The 23,511-nt window shown below is 71.8% G+C and carries 23 protein-coding genes; 17 read left to right on the top strand and 6 right to left on the bottom strand.

Features of this window, described 5'->3' with window-relative positions; translation table 11 throughout:
- Position 1: 1 nt before the first annotated feature.
- Positions 2-445, top strand: a complete 444-nt coding sequence (locus FS532_RS10425; RefSeq protein WP_144753621.1) for an SRPBCC family protein — start codon at positions 2-4, stop codon at positions 443-445.
- Positions 446-530: 85 nt separating this feature from the next.
- On the opposite strand, the gene FS532_RS10420 is transcribed toward FS532_RS10425, so the two are convergent.
- Complete coding sequence (locus FS532_RS10420) at positions 531-1,349, bottom strand: shikimate 5-dehydrogenase (protein WP_144753618.1); 819 nt, start codon at positions 1,347-1,349, stop codon at positions 531-533.
- A 135-nt stretch (positions 1,350-1,484) separates the two neighbouring features.
- Between FS532_RS10420 and FS532_RS10415 the strand changes: the two genes are divergently transcribed.
- Positions 1,485-1,676: a PspC domain-containing protein gene (locus tag FS532_RS10415; RefSeq protein ID WP_144753615.1), complete on the top strand. Its 192-nt coding sequence runs from the start codon at positions 1,485-1,487 to the stop codon at positions 1,674-1,676.
- A gap of 34 nt (positions 1,677-1,710) precedes the next feature.
- Positions 1,711-3,102 carry an L-serine ammonia-lyase gene (locus FS532_RS10410; RefSeq protein WP_144753612.1) on the top strand — a complete coding sequence of 464 codons (1,392 nt, stop codon included), beginning with the start codon at positions 1,711-1,713 and terminating at the stop codon, positions 3,100-3,102.
- A 31-nt stretch (positions 3,103-3,133) separates the two neighbouring features.
- Here the strand turns inward: FS532_RS10410 and FS532_RS10405 are convergent, their stop codons facing one another.
- From FS532_RS10405 to FS532_RS10385, 5 genes are read right to left on the bottom strand one after another with little or no spacing between them, the layout of a single operon-like run.
- The gene (locus FS532_RS10405; protein WP_186321988.1) at positions 3,134-3,970 is read right to left on the bottom strand and encodes a class II fructose-bisphosphate aldolase; all 837 of its coding nucleotides are present in this window, start codon (positions 3,968-3,970) and stop codon (positions 3,134-3,136) included.
- A complete protein-coding gene (locus tag FS532_RS10400; RefSeq protein WP_144753608.1) occupies positions 3,967-4,956 on the bottom strand; it encodes a 1-phosphofructokinase family hexose kinase in 990 nt (329 codons plus the stop codon). Before FS532_RS10400 ends, FS532_RS10405 begins: the two co-directional genes overlap by 4 nt.
- Entirely contained in the window at positions 4,953-6,080 is a 1,128-nt protein-coding gene (gene nagA / locus FS532_RS10395; protein WP_144753606.1) for an N-acetylglucosamine-6-phosphate deacetylase, read from the bottom strand. Before nagA ends, FS532_RS10400 begins: the two co-directional genes overlap by 4 nt.
- The gene (locus FS532_RS10390) at positions 6,077-6,982 is read right to left on the bottom strand and encodes an ROK family protein (RefSeq protein WP_144753603.1); all 906 of its coding nucleotides are present in this window, start codon (positions 6,980-6,982) and stop codon (positions 6,077-6,079) included. Before FS532_RS10390 ends, nagA begins: the two co-directional genes overlap by 4 nt.
- Positions 6,982-7,860: an SIS domain-containing protein gene (locus FS532_RS10385; protein WP_144753600.1), complete on the bottom strand. Its 879-nt coding sequence runs from the start codon at positions 7,858-7,860 to the stop codon at positions 6,982-6,984. Before FS532_RS10385 ends, FS532_RS10390 begins: the two co-directional genes overlap by 1 nt.
- A gap of 132 nt (positions 7,861-7,992) precedes the next feature.
- On the opposite strand from FS532_RS10385, the gene FS532_RS10380 reads away from it, so the two are divergent.
- The 14 genes from FS532_RS10380 to FS532_RS10315 all read left to right on the top strand — a co-directional run bounded on the left by FS532_RS10380 (position 7,993) and on the right by FS532_RS10315 (position 23,510).
- Positions 7,993-8,781, top strand: coding sequence for a DeoR/GlpR family DNA-binding transcription regulator (locus tag FS532_RS10380; RefSeq protein WP_144753598.1), 789 nt, complete (start codon positions 7,993-7,995; stop codon positions 8,779-8,781).
- A 165-nt stretch (positions 8,782-8,946) separates the two neighbouring features.
- Entirely contained in the window at positions 8,947-10,155 is a 1,209-nt protein-coding gene (locus FS532_RS10375; RefSeq protein WP_144753596.1) for a Gfo/Idh/MocA family protein, read from the top strand.
- 22 nt (positions 10,156-10,177) lie between these two features.
- Complete coding sequence (locus tag FS532_RS10370; protein ID WP_144753594.1) at positions 10,178-11,503, top strand: ABC transporter substrate-binding protein; 1,326 nt, start codon at positions 10,178-10,180, stop codon at positions 11,501-11,503.
- On the top strand, positions 11,500-12,498 hold the full coding sequence (locus FS532_RS10365; RefSeq protein WP_260852639.1) for a carbohydrate ABC transporter permease: 999 nt from the start codon (positions 11,500-11,502) through the stop codon (positions 12,496-12,498). The genes FS532_RS10370 and FS532_RS10365 overlap by 4 nt, the downstream gene beginning before the upstream one ends.
- Complete coding sequence (locus FS532_RS10360; RefSeq protein ID WP_186321987.1) at positions 12,495-13,355, top strand: carbohydrate ABC transporter permease; 861 nt, start codon at positions 12,495-12,497, stop codon at positions 13,353-13,355. Before FS532_RS10365 ends, FS532_RS10360 begins: the two co-directional genes overlap by 4 nt.
- Positions 13,352-14,113, top strand: coding sequence for a hypothetical protein (locus FS532_RS10355; RefSeq protein WP_144753592.1), 762 nt, complete (start codon positions 13,352-13,354; stop codon positions 14,111-14,113). Before FS532_RS10360 ends, FS532_RS10355 begins: the two co-directional genes overlap by 4 nt.
- A 54-nt stretch (positions 14,114-14,167) precedes the next feature.
- On the top strand, positions 14,168-14,386 hold the full coding sequence (locus tag FS532_RS10350) for a hypothetical protein (RefSeq protein ID WP_144753590.1): 219 nt from the start codon (positions 14,168-14,170) through the stop codon (positions 14,384-14,386).
- Positions 14,387-14,448: 62 nt separating this feature from the next.
- Complete coding sequence (locus FS532_RS10345; RefSeq protein WP_144753588.1) at positions 14,449-14,631, top strand: YegP family protein; 183 nt, start codon at positions 14,449-14,451, stop codon at positions 14,629-14,631.
- 39 nt (positions 14,632-14,670) lie between these two features.
- Positions 14,671-16,356: a bifunctional 3'-5' exonuclease/DNA polymerase gene (locus FS532_RS10340; RefSeq protein WP_144753586.1), complete on the top strand. Its 1,686-nt coding sequence runs from the start codon at positions 14,671-14,673 to the stop codon at positions 16,354-16,356.
- Between the two features lie 84 nt (positions 16,357-16,440).
- Positions 16,441-17,112, top strand: coding sequence for a GntR family transcriptional regulator (locus tag FS532_RS10335; RefSeq protein WP_144753583.1), 672 nt, complete (start codon positions 16,441-16,443; stop codon positions 17,110-17,112).
- A gap of 57 nt (positions 17,113-17,169) precedes the next feature.
- Complete coding sequence (locus tag FS532_RS10330; RefSeq protein ID WP_144753580.1) at positions 17,170-17,991, top strand: phosphatase PAP2 family protein; 822 nt, start codon at positions 17,170-17,172, stop codon at positions 17,989-17,991.
- Positions 17,992-18,487: 496 nt separating this feature from the next.
- Positions 18,488-20,050 (top strand): serine/threonine-protein kinase, encoded by a 1,563-nt coding sequence (locus tag FS532_RS10325; RefSeq protein ID WP_144753577.1) that lies wholly within the window; start codon positions 18,488-18,490, stop codon positions 20,048-20,050.
- 47 nt (positions 20,051-20,097) lie between these two features.
- The gene (locus FS532_RS10320; protein WP_260852638.1) at positions 20,098-23,250 is read left to right on the top strand and encodes a GH92 family glycosyl hydrolase; all 3,153 of its coding nucleotides are present in this window, start codon (positions 20,098-20,100) and stop codon (positions 23,248-23,250) included.
- A gap of 59 nt (positions 23,251-23,309) precedes the next feature.
- The gene (locus FS532_RS10315; RefSeq protein ID WP_144753574.1) at positions 23,310-23,510 is read left to right on the top strand and encodes a hypothetical protein; all 201 of its coding nucleotides are present in this window, start codon (positions 23,310-23,312) and stop codon (positions 23,508-23,510) included.
- Position 23,511: the final 1 nt, after the last annotated feature.

Here is a 23,511-nt window from a genome sequence, read left to right as displayed (position 1 = left end):
CATGTCGAAGAACGTCCGCATCCTGCACTGCAGCCCGGAGGACGTCTTCGACGTGCTCGCCGACGGCTGGCTCTTCACGACCTGGGTGGTGGGTGCGTCGCGCATGCGCGGGCAGGACGGCGGGTGGCCCGCAGTCGGCACCCGGCTGCACCACTCGTTCGGCTCGTGGCCCTTCGTGATCGACGACGTCACGACCGTGCACGAGTGGGATCCGCCGCACCGCATGGTCATCCAACCGCAGGGGTGGCCGCTCGGCGAGGCACGCGTCGAACTGACGGTCGAGGAGCACCGTCGCGGCTGCAAGGTCACCATCGTCGAGAACGCCATCGCCGGGCCCGGGTCGTGGGTGCCGGGCTTCCTGCTGCAGCCGGTGCTCTGGGTACGGAACCGCGAGACGCTGCGACGGCTCGGGTGGGTCGCTGCGGGTCGCGCCGCGACCGACTGACGTCCCTGACGGACCGGAGGCGCGGGGCGGGCCCGCACCGCGCCTCCAGTCCGATGGCCGCCCGGTCCGTCGGCTGCCACCGCCGCTACTCCGCGCGGCTGAACTCGCTCGCTCGGCGGACCTGGTCGTCCGTCAGCGCGACGCCCGTGTACCGCTCGAACTGGCGCGCTGCCTGCAGTGCGATCACCTCGGCGCCCGTGATGACCAGCTTGCCCGCCGTGCGTCCGGCGAGGACGAGCGGGGTCTCCGACGGGAAGGCGACGACGTCGAACACCGTGTGCGCGGCCGCGATCCGGTCCTGTCCGAAGGCGAGTGTGTCCTGCTGGTCGCCTCGCATACCGAGCGGCGTGACGTTGACGACGACGTCGGCCGCCGACGCCTCGCGCTCGTCCGCCACCCAGTCGTAGCCGTACTGCGACGCGAGTGCCGGGCCCGCCTGCTCGTTGCGGGCGACCACCGTCAGCCGCTCGAAGCCGGCACCCCGGAACGCCGCCGTGACCGCCTTCGCCATGCCGCCGGAGCCGCGGAGCAGGACACTCGACGTCGGGTCGACCGCGTGCGACGCGAGGAGCGACGCCACGGCTTCGTAGTCGGTGTTCGACGCGGTGAGCACGCCGTCGTCGTTCACCACCGTGTTGATCGACTCGATGGCCGCCGCGGACTCCTCGACGACGTCGACGAGCGGGATGATCGCCTCCTTGAAGGGCATCGAGACCGAGCAACCACGGATCCCGAGCGCACGGATGCCGGTCACCGCGCCGACGAGGTCCGTCGTCGTGAAGGCCTTGTAGGCGAAGTTCAGGCCGAGTTCGTCGTAGAGGAAGTTGTGGAAGCGGGTGCCGATGTTGCTCGGTCGAGCGGCGAGCGAGATGCAGACCTGCATGTCCTTGTTGAGGATGGGCATGCCGCAAGTCTCGCATCTCCATGCCGATGGAGCGGTCCACATCGCGAGCTGTAGACGGGGGTGGGGTTGTCCCCACCCCCGATACGGGAGTCCCCCGTATTCGAACCGGAGCGCCGTGTCCGTACCGTCGATGACATGAACGCACTCACCCGCCCCCGCAACGGCCGCCTCCTCGCCGGGGTCTGCGCCGGCATCGCCGACCGATTCGGCTGGTCCCGCACCTTCGTCCGCATCGCCTGGGTCATCCTGAGCTTCTTCCCCGGCCCGCTCTGGATCGCCTACGTCGTGCTCTGGATCCTCATGCCGAACCAGGGTTCGCGTCGCTGATCCCCCACCCGTCCGGACGGGTTAGTGTGGCGGGGTGCCGGTCTCCGTCTTCGATCTGTTCAGCATCGGGATCGGTCCGTCGAGTTCCCACACCGTCGGACCGATGCGCGCCGGCGCGGCCTTCGTCGCCCGTGCGACGCACGCCGCACGTGCCGCCGGGGCGACGATCGCGTCCGTCCGTGTCGACCTCTACGGCTCCCTGGCCTCCACCGGGCAGGGGCACGGGACGCTCGGCGCCGTCGTCGCGGGGCTGATGGGCTCCGACCCGGAGACGGTGGACCCCGATGCGATGGCACGTGACCTCGCCGAGGTCGAGGACACCGGATCGCTCCGCCTCGCGGGTGGGACCGCGGTGCCGTTCCGGCTCGCGGACATCGTCCTGCACCCCCTGACGATGCTCCCCCGGCACCCCAACGCCATGCGGCTCCGAGCAGCCGAAGCATCCGACGCCACGATCGCCGAGGAGACGTACTACTCGATCGGTGGCGGGTTCATCACGAGCGACACCGGCGGCGACGTCGCCGAGGCCGCGATCCCCGTCGACGACGCCGTGCCGCACTCGTTCTCCAGCGGTGCCGAACTCCTCGCCGCCTGCGCCGCCACCGGGCTCCCGGTCAGCGGAGTCGCCCTCGCGAACGAGACCGCGACACGGTCGCTCGAGGACGTCCGGGCCGGCCTCCTGCGGATCCACGACGTCATGGAGTCCTGCGTCGACCGGAGCGTCGAGCGGTCCGGAACCCTGCCAGGCGGGCTCACCGTCCGACGACGGGCGGCGAACTGGTACGAGCAGCTCACCCGTGACGACCCCGAGCACGACCCCCTCTTCGCGATGGAGTGGGTGAACCTCATCGCCATGGCCGTCAACGAGGAGAACGCCACCGGTGGCCGCGTCGTCACCGCTCCCACCAACGGCGCCGCCGGCATCATCCCGGCGGTCCTGTACTACGCCCTCACCTACGTCCCGACCGTCACGCCGGACACCCGTGACGACGCCGTCGTCCGGTTCCTCCTCACCGCGGGTGCGGTCGGGTCGATCTACAAGGAGCGCGCATCGATCTCCGGCGCCGAGGTCGGCTGCCAGGGCGAGGTCGGGTCCGCCGCGTCCATGGCAGCGGCCGGGCTCGCTGAGGTCCTCGGTGGCACGCCCGAACAGGTCGAGAACGCGGCGGAGATCGCGATGGAGCACAACCTCGGGCTGACGTGCGACCCGATCGGCGGCCTTGTCCAGATCCCGTGCATCGAGCGGAACGCCATCGCCGCGAACAAGGCGATCAACGCCGCGCGGATGGCCCTCCGCGGCGACGGGGTGCACCACGTGTCGCTCGACCAGGTCGTCGAGACGATGCGGCAGACGGGCGCGGACATGTCCACGAAGTACAAGGAGACCGCGATGGGCGGGCTCGCGGTGAACGTCCCGCTGTGCTGAACCGGCCGCTCGGCTGGCCGGTCGATCGTGGTCAGCCGTGCAGCAGCGTGAGCAGCCGTGCCGTTTCACCGGCGATCGCATCGCGCCCCGCCGACACGTACTTCCGGGGGTCGACGATGTCCGGGCGTTCGTCGAGCACCTCGCGAAGCGCCCGTGTGAACAGTCCGTTCAGGTGCGTCGAGATGTTGATCTTCGTCATCCCTGCCTGCACGGCGCCGCGGAGCTCGTCGTCCGACAGACCCGAGGAACCGTGCAGCACGAGCGGCACCGGCACCGCCGCGCGCAGTCGTCCGACGAGGTCCCGGTCCACCGAGGCCTCCCGCGTCTGCATCGCGTGCGACGTCCCCACGGCCACGGCGAGGGCATCGACCCCGGTGTCGGCGACGAACGATGCCGCGTCGTCCGGGTCGGTCCGCACGCCGGGCGCGTGGACACCGTCCTTCCCACCGACCTCGCCGAGTTCGGCCTCGATCGCCACACCCGCGTCGTGACAGCGCTGCGCGAGCCGCCGGGTCGCCTCGACGTTGGCGTCGAAGTCCAGGTGCGAGCCGTCGTACATGATCGAGTCCACGCCGAGCTCGATGCCCGCGAGCACCAGGTCGGTGTCCTCGATGTGGTCCAGGTGCACGAGGACCTCGACGTCGGCGGCACGGGCGATCGCCTGGGTCGCAGCGGTGATCGGTGCGAGGCCGCCGTGGTACCGGACGCAATTCTCGCTGATCTGCAGGATGACCGGGAGACCGGCGAGCTCGGCCCCGGCGACGATCGCCTCGGCGTGCTCGAGGAGGACGACGTTGAAGGCCCCGACGCCACGGTGGGCCGTGCGGGCGGTGTCCAGCAGGCCCGTCAGGGCGAGGTCGGTGATCATGCGGGGCTCCCGGTTCGGTCGTGCGGTGCTGTGTCTGTGTCTGTGTCGGTCTCGGTGGTCGTGAGGAACCGCCGGACGTCGTCGGGGTCGACCTCGCCGGCGACCGGGCGGAGGACCGCTGCGGCCCCGAAGGCGGCAGCGGTGCGGAGCGCGGTCTCGTCGACGACGACGGGCGCTCCGGCGCCGCTCACCCCGGCCGGCCGAGCTGCCAGCGCCGTGATGAGTCCGGCCGTCGCGGCGTCGCCGGCTCCCGTCGGATTCCCGGTCACCCCCGCGATCGCCGGGACCTCGACCACGTCGTCGACCGTGTGTGCGGCGATGCCGTCGGCCCCGCGGGACACCACGACGACCGCGGCTCCGCGGTCGAGCAGCTGGAGTGCGCCGGCCCGTTCGTCCGCCGCTCCGGTGGCCTCGAGCAGTTCGCCGCGGTTCGGCTTGCAGATGGTCGCCCCCGCGTCGGCCGCGGCGAGGAGCGCGTCGCCCGAGCAGTCGACCAGGCCCGGGACGCCGCGGGCACGGGCGGCGGCGACCCAGGCACCCACGACCGCCGGATCGGTGTCGCTCGGCAGCGAGCCGGACACCACGAGCGCCGAGGGCTCGGCGTTGTCGAGCAGCCGCTCGACGGAGGCGGTCACGGCGTCCCACTCGTCCGGCGTCACACGGGGTCCGGGTTCGCCGAACATCGTCGGGTGCTCGCGGTCGTCGACGACGGTCACGGTCGTGCGGGTCTCCCCCGTCACCGCGACGTCACTGTGTGGGAGTCGGAGCGCGTCGAGTGCGTCGGCGACCCAACGACCCGAAGGACCGCCGAGCGGCAGGACGGCGTGCGTCCCGGTGCCGGTCGCAGCGAGGACGCGACCGACGTTCAGGCCCTTCCCGCCGGGGCGGCGAGCGACGTCGAGGACGCGTTGGGTCGCACCGATGCGCTGTTCGGCGACGCGGTAGGTCACGTCGACCGCGGGGTTCGGGGTCACCACGATGATCACGGGAACACCACCGGTGTCGAGATCGCGCCCGCGTCGTCGAGGACGACCAGGTCCGCCGGGGCACCGATCGTGAGCGGAGCCGGACGGCCGAGGAGCCGTGCCGGTCGGGTCGACGCCGCGGCGACGACCTCGGTCAGCGGCGTCCCGGAGTCGAGCAGGCGGCGGACGGCGTCGGCGGCGGTGATGGTGCTCCCCGCGAGGGACGAACCGTCGCGCAGCATCGCGACGCCGCCCCGCACCGACACGGCCGAGCCGGCGATCGTGTGGTCGCCGTCCGGGCAGCCCGTCGCGGACATCGCGTCGGACACCAGGACCATCCGGCCGGGCGCCGCTCGTCGGACGAGGTCCACGGCGACGGGGTCGAGGTGGTGGCCGTCCACGATGCACTCCACCATGAGCCGGTCGTCCGTCAGCGCGACGCCGACCGGGCCGGATTCCCGGTGGTGCAGCGGCGGCATCCCGTTGAACAGGTGCGTGACCAGTGTCGCGCCGGCATCGACCGCCCGACGTGTCTGGTCGGCGGTGGCGTCGGTGTGCCCGATCGCGACGACGATGCCCTCGGCGACCAGCCGGTGGACGGTGTCGAGCGCACCCGGGAGCTCCGGCGCGAGGGTGACGACCGCGAGCGCCCCGTCCGCGGCATCGAGGAACGTGTCGACCTCGGCAGGGGTCGGCGGGTGCAGCAGGTCCGCACGGTGAGCTCCTCGGCGCGCGGGGCCGAGCCACGGTCCCTCGAGGTGGAGTCCGGCGAGCGTGCCGTCGGTGACGAGTGGACGCAGTCGGCGGAGGGCCGCCGCGGTGTCGTCAACCGTGCCCGTGGCGATCGAGGCCACCAGGGTCGTCGTCGCGTGGGAGCGATGGTGCGCGGCGGCCGCGACCGCGTCGTCGACGGTGCAGGCGGCGAAGTCGTGTCCGAGGGCCCCGTGGGCGTGCAGGTCCACCATCCCGGGGATGATCGTGCCCGCGACCGTCGTCGCGGAGTCCGTGGTCGGCGGTGTCCCCGTCCCGACGGCGACCACCACGCCGGACCGGTCGGCTCCGGCCGAGCCGTCGACGACCATCCACGCGTCGTGCAGGTCGTCCGTCGCCGTCACGATGCGGTCGGCGCGGAGCAGCGTCGTCATGCGGCCACCTCTATGCGGACGATGCGGCGCGCGAGCAACCCGGCGCCGATGGCACCGGCCGCGTCACCGTGGCGTGCGGGGACGAGCGACGGGACCCGCAACCCCGCGAGGCGTTCGGCGACGGCGGCTCGCAGCGGCTCGAACAGCAGTGCTCCGGACTCCGCCAGCCCCCCGCCGACGATGATCGTGTGGCACCCCGACACCACGGTGGTCCACACCAGGGCGTCGGCGAGCACGTCGACGCACTCGTCCCACACGGTCGTGGCGACGGGGTCTCCGGCGCGGACGCGGAGCATCGCCTCGTGCGCGGAGGCCGATCCGGAACGGCGGGCGACTCCCCCGGCCGAGGCGATCTCCTCGACCCGGTGTCCGGCGTGCGGACCGGTCGGGATGCGGACCTGTCCGATCTCCCCGGCCCAGCCACCACCCGTGACGACGTCGCCGTCCACCACCAGGGCACTCGCGAGCCCGGTGCCGACGGGGACGAACGCCACCGAACCCAGGGCCAGCGCGGCATCTGCCGTCGCCGTCTCGGCCAGGGCGCCGGCGCGGACGTCGTGCCCGAACGCGAGCGGGACGTCGATGCCGCGACGGGCGAGCTCGGTCCGGACGCGGTCGCGCACCGGCAGGTCGCGCCACCCGAGGTTCACCGAGAGCACGACCCGCCCGGCGTCGTCGTCGACGACCCCCGGGGTGACGAGTCCGATCGCGTCGAGCGGACCACGGTCGAGCGCGTGTGTCGCGAGGTCTGCCACGAGACCCGCGAGCCGAGTGGCATCCGGGTCGTCGCGCGGCGTCGGGACCCGGGTCTCGTCGAGGACGAGTCCGTCGGCACCGGTCAGCCGGGCCTTGATGCCCGTACCGCCGACGTCGACCCCGAGCACCGCGCCTGCGCCGGGCATCAGGTGAGGATGACCGAACGGGTGAGCGACCGCGGGTTGTCCGGGTCGAGCCCTCGGCCCTCGGCGAGCGCGACCGCGAAGCGGTGCACGACGACGAGTCCGGCGATGGGGTCGAGGTCGTGTGCGACGAACCGGGCACCTGTGGCCGCGACCTCGTCCGCGAGGCCGTCCGGTGCGGCGCCGAGCGACCACACCAGCCGCCCGGGCTGCGCGATCGCGATCGGGCCGTGGCGGTAGTCCATCGCCGGGTACGACTCGGCCCAGAACTGCGCGGCCTCACGCGTCTTGAGGGCCGCCTCGAACGTGAGGCCGACCGCAGCCCCGCGACCGACGAAGCTGACCTGCTCGGCATCGAGGAGATCGTCGATCGGCAGCGCGAGTGCGATCTCAGCCTGTGCCGCGAGTGCGTCGACGTCGTCACCGATGGACGCCCGCAGGAGCGCCAGGGCCGTCGTGGCGAAGCGCGTCTGCACCACCGAGCGCTCGTCGGCGAAGGGCAGCGCGACGACGTCGTCGGCCACGGCGGCAGCCGGGCTGTCCGGGACGGCCGTGATGAGCACGGTCCGCTGGTCGGGCAGTGCCTGCAGCAGGTCGACGATCTCGGTCGTCGTGCCGGAGCGGCTGATCGTCACGACGCGGTCGTACTCGCGGCTCGCCGGGTACTCGGAGCCGGCGAAGGCATCGGTGACGCCGAGGCCGGCCTGCTCGCGGGCGACGGCGTAGCTCATGGCGATGAACCAGCTCGTGCCGCACCCGACGACCGCGACGCGTTCGCCGGGCTGGGGGAGCGCGTCGGTGAACGACGGCAGCAGGGCCGCGGCGGCGCGCCAGGTCTCCGGTTGGGACGCCAGCTCTGCGCTCACGAAGGTGTCGGTCATGGGTGCCTTCCGGTCCGGTTCGATCCGGGTGATCGATGATCAGGAAGCGTAGCGAGCGATCGTGCGCGATGGAAGAGCAAAACGTCATTTCCGCTCAACTTGGGCGTCAGCCGACGCCCTAGGATTGCCGTCATGACTCCGCAACAGCGGCTCAACGCCCTGCTCGAACTCGTGAGTGAACGCGGCAACGTGTCGATCGCCGAGATCGGGGAGATGCTCGGGATCTCGGCGGCGACCGCCCGCCGCGACCTCACGACGCTCGCGGACCAACGGCTCGTCACCCGGACGCACGGCGGAGCAGCAGCACTCGGCGCCGGCTACGAACTCCCGCTGCAGTACAAGATCGCCCGGCAGGCCGAGGCGAAGACCGCGATCGCGCGCGCGGCCACGCGGCTCATCCAGCCCGGCGACACGGTGGGGCTCAACGGTGGCACGACGACGACCGAGGTCGCTCGGGAACTCGGCAAGAGCGAGCGGTTCACCCGGGCCGACGGCGAGTACGGGGTCACCATCGTCACGAACGCGCTGAACATCGGCTACGAGCTGTCCGTCCGCGCCAACGTCAAGATCGTGGTGACCGGCGGTGTCGCACGGCGGCAGTCGTACGAGCTGGTCGGACCCCTGGTCCGGGACACCCTCGACGAGTTCGCGCTGGACGTCGTCGTGCTCGGCGTCGACGGTCTCAGTGGCCAGTACGGCGCCACGACCATGCACGAGGGCGAGGCCGAGGTGAGCCGGCACTTCGCGTCCGTCGGTCGCCGGGTCATCGTGGTGGCGGACTCGACCAAGATCGAGCGTGCGACCTTCGCACGCATCTGCCCGCTCGACCGCATCGACGTCCTGGTGACGGACCAGCCGGTCCCTGCGGCCTTCGCCACGGACCTCGCCGGCGCCGGCGTGGAGCTCGTCGTCGCCGACTGAGCCCCTCCTGTGCCGGGGGACTCGTCCTCCGCTCCCTGTGGACGACGTTTCCATCGTGTAAAACCCTCCACGGTCTCCCCATGAGCGTTCGTTGAGCGCCTATTGTGCATTCATGATCGATTCGGCATCATGGGCGTCACAATCACGCAAGGGAGCGAGATGAGCATGGGTGACGCAAGGACGGCACGACCCCTCCGGGTCGGCATCGTCGGCATGGGACAGCGCGCGGCGATCGCCCGCCACGTGGCAGAGGCGGCTGCCGCGGCGACCGACCTGGAGGCACGGGTCGTCGCCGTCGCGGACGTCACCGACCATGGGCGCGAGCGAGCACGGGTCGAGTACCCGGATGCCCTCGTCGTCGCGCAGCACGGCGACCTCGTCGGAGCGGTGGACGCGGCGATCGTCACGACCCCGGACTGGACGCACGCCGCCATCGCGATCGACCTGCTCCGCGCGGGGATCGCGGTCTACCTCGAGAAGCCTCTCGCCATCACGGTCGAGGACGCAGATGCCGTCCTCAACACGGCAGCGGAGACCGGCACGCCCCTGTACGTCGGGCACAACTTCCGGCACGCCGCCGTCGTCCGGCTCATGCGCGCGATCGTCGACCGTGGCGAGATCGGCCAGGTCAAGGCGGTCTGGTGCCGCCACTTCGTCGGCAACGGCGGCGACTACTACTTCAAGGACTGGCACGCCGACCGCGCGAAGGTGAACTCCCTGCTCCTGCAGAAGGCCAGCCACGACCTCGACGTCATCCACGCCCTCGGCGGAGGGGACACCGCCCGCGTCGTCGGGATGGGATCGCTCTCGGTCTACGGCGACGTCACGGACCGTCGCGATCGCAGCGGCGAGCTCATGGGGGACTGGTTCTCGCTCGACAACTGGCCGCCGCTCGAGCAGACCGGACTGAACCCGGTCGTCGACGTCGAGGACGTCTCGATGGTGATGATGACGCTCGACAACGGCGTCCAGGCGAGCTACGAGCAGTGCCACTTCACCCCGGACTACTGGCGGAACTACACCGTCATCGGGACGGAGGGGCGCCTCGAGAACATCGGCGACACCGGCGGCGGCGTGGTGAAGGTCTGGACCCACCGTCGTGGCTGGGACGTCGCGGGGGACCGTGAGTACCCGATCGCCGGTGTCGAGTCCGGCCACGCCGACGCCGACCTCGTGACCATGACCGAGTTCCTCCGCCACGTCGCACTGGGGGAGCCCACGACGCTCTCGCCGATCGCGGCCCGCGCCGCCGTGGCGGCCGGCGCCCTCGCGACCCGTTCGCTCCGGAACGGTTCCGTCCCCATCGACGTCCCGCCGCTCCCGGCGGCGACGATCGCCCACTTCAGCACCCCCACCCCGGCCGTCACCCGCTGACGGACTCGCGAAAGGACACCCGATGCCCGCAACCACCCCCGCGAAGGGCCGTGGCCGTCGCCGCGCGATCCTCGGCGCCGTCGCAGCGCTCGGCGCCGCCGTACTCCTCGCCGGCTGCAGTACCTCATCAGGCGCCACCGGCTCCGGCGGCGACTACGAGAAGGCAGCCAAGGACACCAAGGCGACCCTGACGTACGCCGTCTGGGACGAGAACCAGGTCAAGGCGATCAAGGCGAACCTCGAGGGGTTCAACGAGGAGTACCCCGACATCAAGGTGAACGTCGACGTGACGCCGTTCGCGAGCTACTGGACGAAGCTGCAGACGCAGGGGTCGAGCGACACGCTGCCCGACCTGTTCTGGATGAACGGCCCGAACTTCCAGCTGTACGCGGCGAACGGCAAGCTCGCGCCGATCACCGGTGAGGTCAAGGCCGGGGCGATCGACCCCGCGAAGTACTCGTCCGCGCTCAACGACCTGTACACGTACGACAAGACCCAGTACGGCGTCCCGAAGGACTTCGACACCATCGGCGTCTGGATGAACAAGGCGCTGTTCGAGAAGGCCGGGGTCGCCATGCCCTCGAAGGACTGGACCTGGGACGACTTCCAGAAGACCGGCGCCGAGCTCTCCGAGAAGCTCAAGGCCGACGGCGCGTACGGCGCGGCCGGCGGCATGGACGGCCAGACCACCTACTACGACACGATCTTCCAGGCTGGCGGCAGCGTCGTCGGCGACGACGGCACGAAGTCGATGTACGACACGAAGGCCTCCGAGGCCGGTCTGCAGTTCTGGACCGACCTCATCGCCTCCGGAGCGTCACCGTCGATCAAGCAGCTGACCGACACCACCGCCGACCAGTGGTTCACCTCGGGCAAGCTCGCGATGTACCAGGGCGGCAGCTGGTTCCGTTCCGCACTCACCGGCACCGACCTCGAGAAGGACGTCGTCGTCTACCCGCTGCCGAAGGGCAAGGAGCAGGCCACGGTCATCCACGGCGTCTCGAACGTGGTCTCCGCGAACACGAAGCACAAGGCCGCGGCGCAGGCGCTGCAGGTGTACCTCGCCGGCAAGCAGGCCCAGCAGCAGCAGGGCGACATGGGCGCGGTGATCCCGGCGTACGACGGCACGCAGAGCGCCTTCACGAAGACGATGCCGGACGCCGACCTGCAGGTCTTCCTCGACGCCGTGGACTACGCGAAGCCGCTGCCCGTCTCGAAGAACACCGCCGCGTGGAACACCCTCGAGACGAACCTCCTGCCGAGTGCCTTCGACGGCTCGACGCCGGTCGACGACGTCGCGAAGGAGCTCGCGCAGAAGATGGACGCCGCCCTCGCCAAGGAGCAGTGACCCGAGTGACGATCCACACCGAGCGGCACCCCACCGCGAACACCCCGGCCCGAGCGCAACGCGCGTCCGGGCCGGGGGCCCCGGGGGCTGAGCGCCCCGACGACGGCCGGTCGGGGCGCCGACCCCGACGGACCGACGGCTTCTGGCCGTGGTTGTTCGTCCTCCCGCTGCTCGTCGGCGTGGGCACGTTCTACATCTGGCCGATCATCCAGACGTTCTGGTACTCGTTCACCACGTGGGGGGTCTTCGGCGGGGCGACGTTCAGTGGTGTCGCCAACTACGTCCGGCTCGTCTCCGACCCGCAGCTGTACCAGTCGCTGCTCAACACCGTGATCTACACGGTCATCGTCCTGCTCGGCATCCCCGTCGCGGTGTGGCTCGCGAGTCTCCTGAACACGCCGGGCCTGCGGTTCGCCCAGTTCTACCGGGTGCTCTTCTTCCTGCCGTACGTCGCCATGCCGGCCGCGATCGCGCTCGTCTGGCGCATCATGTTCAACGGCGACTACGGGATCGTGAACTGGTTCCTCGGACGCTTCGGCATCGACGGTCCGTACTGGATCTCGACGCCCGGGTTCGCCCTGGTCGCGGTGTCCCTCGTCGGTCTGTGGTCCTCGCTCGGCTTCTCGATGATCATCCTCGGCGCCGGCCTCAAGGACATCCCACCGGAGCTGTACGAGGCCGCCGAACTCGACGGCGCGAGCCGCTGGCGGCAGTTCCGCTCCGTCACGGTCCCGCTGCTCAGTCCGAGCATCTTCTTCGTGGTCATCGTCACGACGATCTCGAGCTTCCAGCTGTTCGACCTGCTCTACGCCATCCTCGGCAGCACCAACCCGGTCATCCCGAAGACGATGTCCCTCGTCTTCTACTTCTACAGCGCCGGGTTCATCGACAACGACAAGGGCTTCGCGGCCGCGATCGCCATGGTGATCTTCCTGCTCATCGGCATCGTCACGCTCGTGCAGTTCCGCGTGCAGAAGAAGTGGGTGCAGGCATGACCGCAACCGTCACACCACCACGGGCCGCGCGCCGGCCCGGTCGTCGCGGCGGCAGCCACTGGTGGATCCACGTCGTCCTCGGCGTCGGCGGGTTCCTGATGGCGTTCCCGTTCCTCTGGCAGATCATCATGTCGCTCTCCACCAACGCGCAGGTGCAGTCCGTCACACCGACGTTCTGGCCGGTGGAGCTGCAGTGGCAGAACTACACGCAGGTGTTCGAGCGCCTGCCGTTCCTCAGCCAGCTCGGCACCTCGGTCATGGTGACCGTCATCCGCACCATCGCCCAGATCGTGCTCTGCACCCTCGCCGGCTACGCCTTCGCCCGCATGAGGTTCCGCGGCCGAGCGGTCCTGCTCGCGATCGTCCTGTCGATCCTGCTCGTCCCCTCGCAGGTGTACCTGATCTCCCAGTACCAGATCGTGCAGGGCTTCGGGTGGCTCGACACCCTGATGGGCATCGTGGCACCGGGGCTGTTCAGCGCGTTCGGCACGTTCCTGATGCGCACGGCGTTCCTGAACCTGCCGCCCGAGCTCGAGGAGGCCGCGCGGATGGACGGTGCGAACCCGTTCCAGACGTTCTGGCGGATCATGCTGCCGCTCGCCCGTCCATCGATCAGCGTGCTGGCGATCACGACGGTGCTCTGGTCGTGGAACGAGCTGCTCTGGCCGCTCGTGGTGTCCACCCGCGCCGAGGACATGCCCCTCGCCGCCGGCCTCGCCACCCTGTCGGGAGACCGGACGATCGACTACCCGGTGCTCATGGCCGCGAGCCTGATGGCGATGGCGCCGGTCCTGATCATGTTCGTCGTGCTGCAGCGCCGGGTGATGGACGGCCTGGCTTCGTCGGGTCTGAAGTGACCGTCCTGGAGGCACGGCCCGCCTCCGTCGCGCTCCTCGCCGACGCGGTGGGTCGCCTCCAGGACCCGGGTGCGCTCGCCGCGGAGCTCGCGGCGAGCGTCGCGGACGCACCGCCGGAGGACCGCGACGACCTCGCCCTGGCGGCCGTCCGAGCCGTGCTCCCGCGCACTGCGACCTGGCTCGTCGAGCACGGTGCGACCCCGGAACAGGCGGCCGCGAGCATCGCCGACGTGGAGCGGAAACGCGACCGGTACGGTGTCGCGACCACGGGGTTGGACTGGTTCTGTGCCCTGGCGACCGCGCGCGTGGTGGCCGTGGGGCGCCTCCAGTTCGAACTCGGCACGCACCTTCCGGACGGGACCCGCGCGTGGGGCGTGCACGTCCCGGAGACCGGGCCGCTCGATCCCGCCGCGTGCGCGCGGTCCTTCGCCGCCGCTCCGGAGCTGCTCCGGCGGCTCGCTCCGGAGCACGCTGCCGCCGTCTGGACCTGCCGCTCCTGGACCCTGGACCCGGGGCTCGCGGTCGCCCTCGGGCCGGAGTCGAACCTCGTCCGCTTCGCCGCCCGCTTCGCACTGCTGCCGCCGGGGCCGCACGACGACGTCGAAGGGGATGCCAGCGTCGCGAAGTTCGTCTTCGGGACCGACCTCCGGGCCGCACGACGGGCGATGGCCTCCGGCAGGGTCCAGCGGGCCGTGCTCGATCGGTGGCGGGCCGGCGGGCACTGGACGGAACGGACCGGGATCGCCGCGGTCGGATGAGCACGGTGGAGTGAGGCCGTCCGCGTCCAGCGCTCGCCGGGTACCGTCGCGCACATGACCGAGCACGACCGCGACCACCTCGACGACGGTGTCGACATGTCCTTCGAAGCACGACGGCAGGACACGTTCCGCCGCATGTCCGGATCCGACGAGCACGATGCCGACCCGCGCGTCGAGGTCTCCCGGGCCGAAGACGGCGACGTCCGCATCGACGTCGCCGACACCGCTGCCGTCCGTCCCGGTGGCGTGACCCGGAAGACGACCGACCAGTAACGTGTGCCTCGAGCCGCGCAGAGTGGACACCGAGCACCATCGGATCGACACGACGAGTCGACATGGCTGGGAAGTTCGAGATCTGGACCGACGCCAAGGGGGAGTACCGCTTCCACCTGGAGGCGGGCAACGGCGAGGTCATCGCCACCTCGGAGGGGTACACCTCGAAGGCGAGCGCGAAGAACGGCATCGCGTCCGTGCGGAACAACGCCCCTGGTGCGGAGATCGTCGAACTCGACTCCTGAGCGCGCACGGGTGACGGTGGCGCACGGCATGATCGTTCCGTGCACCTCGTCCTCCGCCGTGTCGACGGCGGCGTCCTCGCGACGCCCCTGACCGACGCGGGGACCGCGTACGGCGAGCCGATCCGGGTGGACGAGTCGCGCCTCCCGGCCTTCATCGCGTCCCGCGACGCCCCCGACGTCCGGTGGGTGTGGGACGACACCACGCGCTGGTACCCGGCCGTGCTCGCGGCGGGGGGTCGCGTCGGTCGCTGCACCGACCTCCGACTGTGCCGCCGGATCCTCCGCGCGGCGCTGGCTGCGCGGGGCTCCGCGCTCGCCGCTGCGCCAGCCGACGCGTGGGATGCTCCTGCCCAGGAGCCCCGGGTCGTCCGCCCGACACAGGCGCAGCTCTTCGACGACGCGCTGTTCCAGGTGGCGCCGGCGGACGACGCCCTCGACCCGGTCGCCGAGCTCCAGGCACAGCTGGACGCCGTTGCGACGTCGAGTGCAGCGGGTGCGCTGCGCCTGCTCCTCACGGCGGAGTCGGCCGGTGCGCTGGTGGCCGCGGAGATGCTGCACGCCGGGCTGCCGTGGCGTGCCGACGTGCACGAGCGCCTGCTCGAGGACGCCCTCGGCCCGCGGGTGCCGTACGGCGTGCGCCCCCGACGGCTCGAGGAGATCGCCGCCGTCGTCCGGGACCGCCTCGGCGACCCGGCGCTCAACCCCGACTCGCCCGCCGACGTCCTGAAGTCGCTGCGCCGCGCTGGCCTCATGGTCACGAGCACCCGCAAGTGGGAGCTGCAGGAGATCGAGCACCCGGTGATCGAACCGCTGCTCGAGTACAAGCGGCTCGCGCGGCTGCTCACGGCGAACGGGTGGACCTGGCTCGACGAGTGGGTGCGGGACGGCCGGTTCCACCCGAAGTACCTGGTGGGCGGGGTCGTCACCGGGCGCTGGGCGGCGGACGGCGGGGGAGCGATGCAGCTGCCGAAGCTCGTCCGGCCCGCGGTCGTGGCGGACGACGGGTGGAAGCTCGTCGTGGCTGACGCAGCGCAACTGGAGCCCCGCGTCCTGGCAGCGATGGCCGGTGACCGGGCGATGGCGTCCGCGGGTGACGGGCGCGACCTGTACGACGGCGTGGTCGCCTCCGGGGCGGTCGAGAGCCGGCAGCAGGCGAAGGTCGCGATGCTCGGCGCGATGTACGGGGCGACGCAGGGCGAGGGCGGCCGGCTCGTGCCGCGGCTCGCACGGGCGTTCCCCGACGCGATCCGGCTCGTCGAACGGGCCGCGCGGGCCGGAGAACGCGGGGAACCCGTCACGACGCTGCTCGGACGGACGTCGCCGGTGCCGGAAAGCTCCTGGCTCGAGGCGCGCAACCAGGCCTACACGGTGGAGGGGACCCCTGCGATGCAGCGTGCCGTGGAGTCCCGCGCGCGGAGCTGGGGGCGGTTCACCCGCAACTTCGTGGTGCAGGGGACCGCGGCCGAGTGGGCACTGGCGTGGATGGGATCGCTGCGGTCTCGCCTGGCCGAACGGTTCCCGGGGCCGGTGACGGACGGGCCGCACCTGGTGTTCTTCGTGCACGACGAGATCGTGGTCCACACACCGGCCGAGCACGCCGACTGGGTGGCCGAGCAGGTCCGGGCAGCTGCCACCGATGCCGGGCGCCTGCTGTTCCGGGACTTCCCGGTGGTGTTCCCGCTGTCGGTCGCGATCGTCGACGACTACGGCGCCGCGAAGGACTGAACGCTGCACGATCCTTCCTCCGGTGTGATTGCATGTTGCATGCGTCCGGCGATGTTCGACGCAGCAGCATCAGAGGGGAACACCATGCCGATTCCGTCATCGAGCGCGCTGGAACGACGACGACCTCTCCGCGACCAGTTCGCGGACACGCTCCGCGACGCGATCCTCGACGGGACGCTGCAGCCGGGGGAGCGCCTCCGGGACGAGGAGCTCATCGCCTGGCTCGGGGGTTCCCGCAGCCCCGTCCGTGAAGCACTCTCGACGCTCGTCGCCGAGGGGCTCGTCGAGATGCTCCTGAACCGCTACACGAGGGTCGTCGTGCCGAGTGCCGAGCGGTTCGTCAGTGCGCTCCGGACCATCGGCACCGTGATGCGCGGCGTGGTGGCGTCCACCGTTCCGCTGTTCACCGAGGAGCAGCGGTCGTCGACGGTCGCCCGGATCGACCTCGCACGCGAGTCGATCCGTCCCGGACCCGAGCAGGAGGCCGCAGCCGCGCGGATGATGTACGGCATCGGGGCGAACTACGACGCGTGGCTCGACGCCTGCCCGAACCAGGTCCTCGCCGACGTCGGGCGGCGATCGATCACCGGCCTCGCGTACGACCTCCGGGTGGACCCGATCTCGGCGTTCCTCCCCATCGAGCGGCTCGACGAGGGGCTTCGCCGACTCCGCGCCGCCGTCGAGGCGGGCGACGGCGACGCTGCCGGGCGCGCGGTCGAGTACGTGCACCTGCTCCCGCCGGGACCCCGCGGCTGACGGACGCACCCGACCGGGTCGCGGGCGCGCTCGGCTGCCGTCGGGCAGGGTGGTGCGATGCAGACCGATCGCCCGGAGGGGCCCGACCACCACGTCGGCGACGTCGACCTCACGACGTGGCGCACCCGTGCGGGGAGGGTCGGTGCCGATCGGTGGGCGGCCCTCGGTGACCGGTGGGGTGCGCTCCCGCTCCTGGTGCTGACGCTCGCGATCGGCATCGGGGTCGCGGTCGTCGGCACCTGGGCGGCGTCCGAGGTCTACGACGCCGTGCGCGAAGCCGACGACGTCGCCGTGCTCGACCGTCCGGTGCTCGACTGGATGCTCACGCTCCGCTCACCGGTCGCCGACACCCTCGTGACGTGGTGGACGGACGTCGCGGGCACCATCGGGATGCCCATCGTGGCGCTGGGGTTCCTCGTGGGGTTCACGATCCAGCGTCGGGCGTGGACGCCGCTCGTGCTGCTCGGCGCGGCCAGCGGTGGGTCGCTGCTCATGACCATCGCGGGCAAGGATCTGATCGGCCGGGCACGTCCGCCGCTCGGCGACGCGGTCCCGCCGTACGAGCACTCGCCGTCGTTCCCGTCGGGCCACACCCTCAACGCGACCGTCATCGTCGGCACGATCGTGTACCTCCTGCTGCTCCGGCAGTCGCGGCTCGTCACACGGGTGTGGACGATCGTCGCGGGGACGGCGTTCGTCGTGTCGGTCGGGATCTCGCGGGTGTTCCTCGGACACCACTGGCTCACCGACGTACTGGCGGCGTGGGCGCTCGGGCTGGCGTGGCTCGCCCTGGTGGTCACCGCGCACCGGCTCTACCTGACGGCGCTCCGCCGTGGTGCGCGACCGGTGAAGCCGCTGCGCGACCGCCGCGCGGGCTGAAGAACAGGATGCGCGAACTGAGGGGTGCGAGCGATATCCACAGGGCTTCGTGCCGCGCACCGGATCACGGAAGGATCGGAGCGCCGACCGGGACTCCAGGCGAAGCCCGGTCGGACTCGATGAAGCACGAGAAAAGCCCCCGGCTGCAACCGGGGGCTGGTCTCACCTCGTGAAGAGGTCAGTCGTCTGAGTTGCGTAGAAACTCGAACCGCACGGTGTCGAGTCTACGCGACCCTCCCGGCCATCCGGAAGGGGAGCTCGGACCGCGGTCTCCTGCCCTGGGAAGGGAGGCCGACGATGGCGAGACACCGGCATCGTTGCGGCGACCGCAGGAGGTCCGTCCTCGTGCTCGAGGCACTCGGGCTGGCGACGGCGATCGTGACCCTCGTGGCCGCGATCCTGCAGCTGCTGTAGGTCCGCGGGGTGGTCGCGCCGAACGGTCGTGACCACCCCGTCCTCCCGACACCCGTCAGGTCCTCCCGGTAGGTTGCCCCGCATGGAAGAACGGGTCTTCGGCGGTCGGTACCGCGTCACGGGCACGCTCGGGCACGGGGGCATGGCCTCCGTCTACCGCGCGGTCGACGAGCAGCTCGGCCGCGAGGTCGCCGTCAAGGTGTTCCGCATCGGGCCGGTCGACCACGGCGAACGAGCCCGAGCAGAGGCCGAGATCCAGACGCTGGCGGCCCTGCGGAGCCCGTCGCTCGTCACGCTCTACGACGCTGCACTGGACGACCTCGACGGCGACTCGTACCTCGTGATGGAGCTCGTGCCGGGCAGCGACCTCGCCACGCGGCTGCGCGAGGGGCCGCTCGACCGGGCGACGACCGCGCGCGTGGGGGCGCAGGTCGCCGACGGCCTCGCCGCGGTCCACGCGCAGGGGATCGTGCACCGCGACGTGAAGCCGGCGAACGTGCTCCTGGAGGCCGACGGCTCCCACGTGAAGCTCGCGGACTTCGGCATCGCCCTGCTCCGCGACGCCGCGCGGGTCACCGGCACGGGCACGGTGATGGGCACGGCCGCGTACCTCGCTCCGGAGCAGGTCCTCGCGCAGGGCATCACGGGCAAGGCGGACGTCTACGCCCTCGGGCTGGTGCTGCTCGAGTGCCTGACCGGGCGGCAGCCGTTCCCCGGGAGCGCGGTCGAGTCGGCGACGGCACGGCTGACCCGGAGCCCGGAGATCGACCAGCACCTGCCGACCGCGTGGCGGACGCTCCTGCACGTGATGACCGCGCAGGACCCGGCCGACCGGCCCACTGCCGAGGAAGCCGCGCAGCGCCTCCGGGCGCTCCAGTACGACGACGCGGTGCCCGCGACCCAGCTCCTGCCCGGCGGTCCGGGCACCGTGACGCAGGCCGGCGGCGCTGCCGCGGCTGCTGCCGGAGCAGCTGCAGCCGGCGCTGCGGGAGCTGCCCACGCGGACGACGCGACCCGTGCGATGCCCGTGAGCAGCGCCTCCAGTCCGACGACCGGCGACGGCGGCCGACCCGACGCCGACGCGACCCGTGTGCTCAACGCGCAGCAGCCCGCGAGCGACGACGTCGCGACCACCGTCCTCGGCGCCCAGCGCGGCGCACCCAGCGCCGGTGTCCCGCGCGGACCGGTCGCCGCACCCCCGGCCCAGGCCCCCGATGAACCGAAGCGGCGCCGTCGGGGTCCGATCATCGCGGCGGTCGTCGTCGTGGTCCTCGTGCTGATCGGCATCGCGGTCGCGGTGTTCGCCCTGGGTGGCGACCGCACCCCGGCGCCGACGGACTCGAGTACACCGTCGACCTCGTCCGAGCCGGAGCAGCAACCGTCCGAGGAGCAGCAGCCCAGCGAGCCCGAGCAGCAGCCGAGCGAGCCGGAGCAGCAGCCGAGCGAGCCCGAGCAGCAGCCGTCCGAGCCGGAGCAGCCCGAGCAGCCGAGCGACCCGGCGGACGACCCGTCGGTGGGGCCGCAGCCGAGCTCCCCGGTGACGAACCCGGTGCAGGACCCGCAGAGCGGCACGGGCTCGGCGGCGGACGTCAGCGCGCCCGGCAACTCCGGGAACGCCCCGGGGCACACCAAGTCGGGCGGCTGACACGCCGGAGGTTTTCCTCCAGACGCTGGACCAAATAGGGTGACAGCGTGCGAGAGCTGCAACGGAGCGGTGGGCCGACGACGGCCGTCGCGGCCAGGAACCAGGCCGGATTCGAGTCCCCGGAGGGGTACCTCGTCGAGCGCGGAGCGGGGGAGACGACCGTCACGGCGATCGTGCCCGGGTTCGCCGGACGGACGATCGAGGCCGGACACGAGCTCTCCTGGGTGTGGTTCCCCGAACGCACACTGCCCGACGGTGCCTCGGAGCCGACCGAGGCCGACCTCCCGCACTTCTGGGACGCGACGGCGTTCTCGCTCGACGTCGTCTTCACGGACGGCTCCCGGCTGAGCGACACCCCGAGCGACGGTGCAGGACCGGCACGCGACCAGTACGGCGACGCGCTGACGCCCGCAGCGCAGGACGCGGCACGCAAACAGTGGGTCGACCAGTGGAACCGCCGCGCAGTCGACCTCACGCCGTTCGCTGGTCGCGTCGTGGACCGCCTGGAGGCACGGCTCGGCTCCGCCCCGCAGCACACGCCGGACGACGGCGAGCGTCCGCCACTGCGCGGCTGGCTCGACGCCGTCCGCATCGAGGCCGCACGTCCGGCCCCCACGACGCCGCTCGGCCACGTCCGCACCACCCGCGGCACCCAGGCGTCGTCCCGGTTCTCCCGCGGCAACAACGCCCCGCTCGTCGGACTCCCGCACGGCGGGGTGTTCGGCCTGCCGATGACCGACGCGTCGAGCAACCGGTGGCCGTACGCGTACCAGGAGCACGCCCGCACCGAGCCCGAGGGCCGGGTCCGACCGGCGATCCAGGCATTCGCGACGAGCCACATCCCGTCGCCGTGGATGGGGGACCGCGGGGTGTTCCAGGTCATGCCGTCCCCGCTCGGGACCCCCGACCCGGACCGCGCAGCGCGGGCGCTCGGGTTCGACCACGACCACGAGGACGACGGGCCGCACCGCTACCGGGTCGACCTCGACGGTGGCGTCACCGCGGAGGTGACCGCGGGGGAGTTCGCCCTCGGCTTCCGGTTCACGGGGGTGCGCAGCATCGTGCTCGACCACCACGGCCGGGTGTCGGACGTCTCCGTGACGGTCACCGACGACACCGCGGTCGTCGAGGCCCTGCTCGACGACCGCCCCGGGACCCCGCCCCACTTCGTGCACGTCCGGGTCCCCGGGGTGACGGCCGACCACACGACCGTCGGCGAGCGGGAGCTGCGCGGCTGGCTGTCGGTCGCGGGCGACACCGACGTGCTGCTCGGCATCTCCACGGTCTCGTTCGAGGACGCCCGCGCGAACCTCGACGCCGCCGGCACGTTCGCCGCGATGCGGACCCGTGCCGAGGCGCTCTGGACGGAGAAGCTCGACACGCTCTCCTTCGACGGTGCGACCCCCGACCAGCTCACGAGCCTGTACTCGGGGCTGTACCGCCTGTTCCTCTACCCGAACCGGGCCGGCGAGACCGCGCTCACCGGGACGCCGCACCACCGCTCCCCGTACGGTGCCGTGCAGGCCGAACCGATCCGCGACGAACCGGGACCCGAGATCGTCGAGGGCCCGTTCACCACCACGAACGGGTTCTGGGACACCTACCGGACCGCCTGGCCCCTGCTCGCGCTGCTCACCCCGGACACGGCGGGCGAACTCGCGCAGGGCTTCGTCGAGCACCACCACGACGGCGGGTGGACCCCGCGGTGGAGTGCCCCCGGCGCCGAGGACTGCATGACCGGCACCACGAGCGACACCGTCTTCGCGGACCTCGCGGCGAAGGGCGTCACCGGGTTCGACCTGGCGGAGGCGTACCGGAGCGCACTGCGCAACGCGACCGTCCCGCCGCGGGACGAGCGCGTCGGACGCAAGGGGAGCCTCCCGGGCGCCTTCCGCGGCCACGTCGACACCGGGACCGGCGAGGGCATGTCCTGGACCCTCGACGCGGCCATCAACGACTGGGGACTCGCCGTCATGGCGGGCCTGCTCGCCTCGCGCGCCGAGACACCGGCCGACCTCGCCCGGTACGAAGCCGAAGCGGAGTGGTTCGCACGTCGCTCCCTGCAGTACCGGAACGTCTTCGACTCCGAACGCGGGTTCTTCATCGGGCGCGACCCCGACGGCTCGTGGCGGGTCGGCACCGAGTTCGACCCGCGGGACTGGGGCGACGACTACACCGAGACGAACGCGTGGGGCACGGCCTTCACCGCGCCGCACGACGGTGCCGGGGTCGTCGACCTTCACGGCGGACCGTCCCGGTTCGACGCCCGGCTGGACGAGTTCTTCAGCACCCCCGAGACCGGAGCGACCGCGCACGCCGGGTCGTACGGCGTCCCGATCCACGAGATGACCGAGGCCCGCGACGTCCGCACGGGCATGCTCGGGCTCTCGAACCAGCCCGCGCACCACATCCCGTTCTTCCCGATGTTCACCGGGCGGCACGACGATGCGCACCGGATCGTCCGCTCGGCTCTGGAACGACTCTTCGTCGGTTCGGACCTCGGCCAGGGCTACCCGGGTGACGAGGACAACGGCGAGATGAGCGCCTGGTACGTGTTCGCGACGATCGGCCTGTACCCGCTGGCGCCGTCCACGGGTTCCTACGTGCTCGTGCCGCCGTCGGTCCGCAGGACGGTGCTGCAGCAGCCGGGAGGCACGCCCACCGTCATCGAGGTCGCCGCCGGCTCCGCGGGCGCGTACGTCGCGTCGGTGACGGTCGACGGCTCGCCCTGGACGTCGGTCAGCATCCCGCACCGCGTGGTGGTCTCGGCGTCGCGCATCGTCTTCACGCTGTCGTCCGAGCCCCGGGCCTGGGCGTCGGACACCCGGCCCGTCTCGGCGTCCGAGGTGCACGGGTACCGGGACACCCCCGTCGACCTGCTGCCCGTGGGGCTCGCACCACTGAGCGACGACACCGGTCGGACCGTCACGGCGTTGACCGCCGGGACGTCGGTGTCGTTCGAGGTCGCACCGGTGCCCACGTCGCTCTACACGGTCACCGTGTCCGAGCCCGGCGTCCACTCGTGGGACGTCGCGCTCGGTGACACCTGCGTCGCCGTGCAGGACGCCGTGTTCGACTGGGCCGGGCAGACCCGGGTGTTCCGGCTGCAGGGCACCGGCACCGACTTCACGTTCACGGCGGTGTCGGACCTGCCGCTCACGCAGCTCGAACTCATCGCGGCGGACACCCCGGCGGCCTGATCGCGCGTTCTCCGGAGGCTCTTGGGCGATTGCCAAGCACGACGGGCATGCTCGTCTGCATGTCGATTGCGAACTCGTTCGATCCGTCCGGCGGCCGTGCCATCCCGGAGGACCAGGTGAAGCAGGACGGGCTCGAGCTCGACGAGGACCCGGCGATGCTCGGGATCTCCTTCGACGTCGTGGGCGGGGCGTCCGCCGATCCCGCAGCGGTCTCGCCCGTCGATGTCAGCGTGCCGAGCGCCCCGACCTCGTCGGACTGAC

Origin of the sequence: Curtobacterium pusillum (genome assembly GCF_007673235.1) — a bacterium.
Taxonomy (GTDB): domain Bacteria; phylum Actinomycetota; class Actinomycetes; order Actinomycetales; family Microbacteriaceae; genus Curtobacterium; species Curtobacterium pusillum_C.
Note: the sequence above shows the minus strand (reverse complement) of the source record. Positions and strands in the feature narration are given on the sequence as shown.

Coding starts and splice junctions, on each gene's coding strand:
- FS532_RS10375 (WP_144753596.1), top strand. CDS start 8,947: ATGGGTGACGCAAGGACGGCACGACCCCTCCGGGTCGGCATCGTCGGC.
- FS532_RS10330 (WP_144753580.1), top strand. CDS start 17,170: ATGCAGACCGATCGCCCGGAGGGGCCCGACCACCACGTCGGCGACGTC.
- FS532_RS10380 (WP_144753598.1), top strand. CDS start 7,993: ATGACTCCGCAACAGCGGCTCAACGCCCTGCTCGAACTCGTGAGTGAA.
- FS532_RS10315 (WP_144753574.1), top strand. CDS start 23,310: ATGTCGATTGCGAACTCGTTCGATCCGTCCGGCGGCCGTGCCATCCCG.
- nagA (WP_144753606.1), bottom strand. CDS start 6,080: ATGACGACGCTGCTCCGCGCCGACCGCATCGTGACGGCGACGGACGAC.
- FS532_RS10390 (WP_144753603.1), bottom strand. CDS start 6,982: ATGCCCGGCGCAGGCGCGGTGCTCGGGGTCGACGTCGGCGGTACGGGC.
- FS532_RS10370 (WP_144753594.1), top strand. CDS start 10,178: ATGCCCGCAACCACCCCCGCGAAGGGCCGTGGCCGTCGCCGCGCGATC.
- FS532_RS10345 (WP_144753588.1), top strand. CDS start 14,449: ATGGCTGGGAAGTTCGAGATCTGGACCGACGCCAAGGGGGAGTACCGC.
- FS532_RS10385 (WP_144753600.1), bottom strand. CDS start 7,860: ATGACCGACACCTTCGTGAGCGCAGAGCTGGCGTCCCAACCGGAGACC.
- FS532_RS10325 (WP_144753577.1), top strand. CDS start 18,488: ATGGAAGAACGGGTCTTCGGCGGTCGGTACCGCGTCACGGGCACGCTC.
- FS532_RS10360 (WP_186321987.1), top strand. CDS start 12,495: ATGACCGCAACCGTCACACCACCACGGGCCGCGCGCCGGCCCGGTCGT.
- FS532_RS10415 (WP_144753615.1), top strand. CDS start 1,485: ATGAACGCACTCACCCGCCCCCGCAACGGCCGCCTCCTCGCCGGGGTC.
- FS532_RS10405 (WP_186321988.1), bottom strand. CDS start 3,970: ATGATCACCGACCTCGCCCTGACGGGCCTGCTGGACACCGCCCGCACG.
- FS532_RS10350 (WP_144753590.1), top strand. CDS start 14,168: ATGACCGAGCACGACCGCGACCACCTCGACGACGGTGTCGACATGTCC.
- FS532_RS10335 (WP_144753583.1), top strand. CDS start 16,441: ATGCCGATTCCGTCATCGAGCGCGCTGGAACGACGACGACCTCTCCGC.
- FS532_RS10425 (WP_144753621.1), top strand. CDS start 2: ATGTCGAAGAACGTCCGCATCCTGCACTGCAGCCCGGAGGACGTCTTC.
- FS532_RS10420 (WP_144753618.1), bottom strand. CDS start 1,349: ATGCCCATCCTCAACAAGGACATGCAGGTCTGCATCTCGCTCGCCGCT.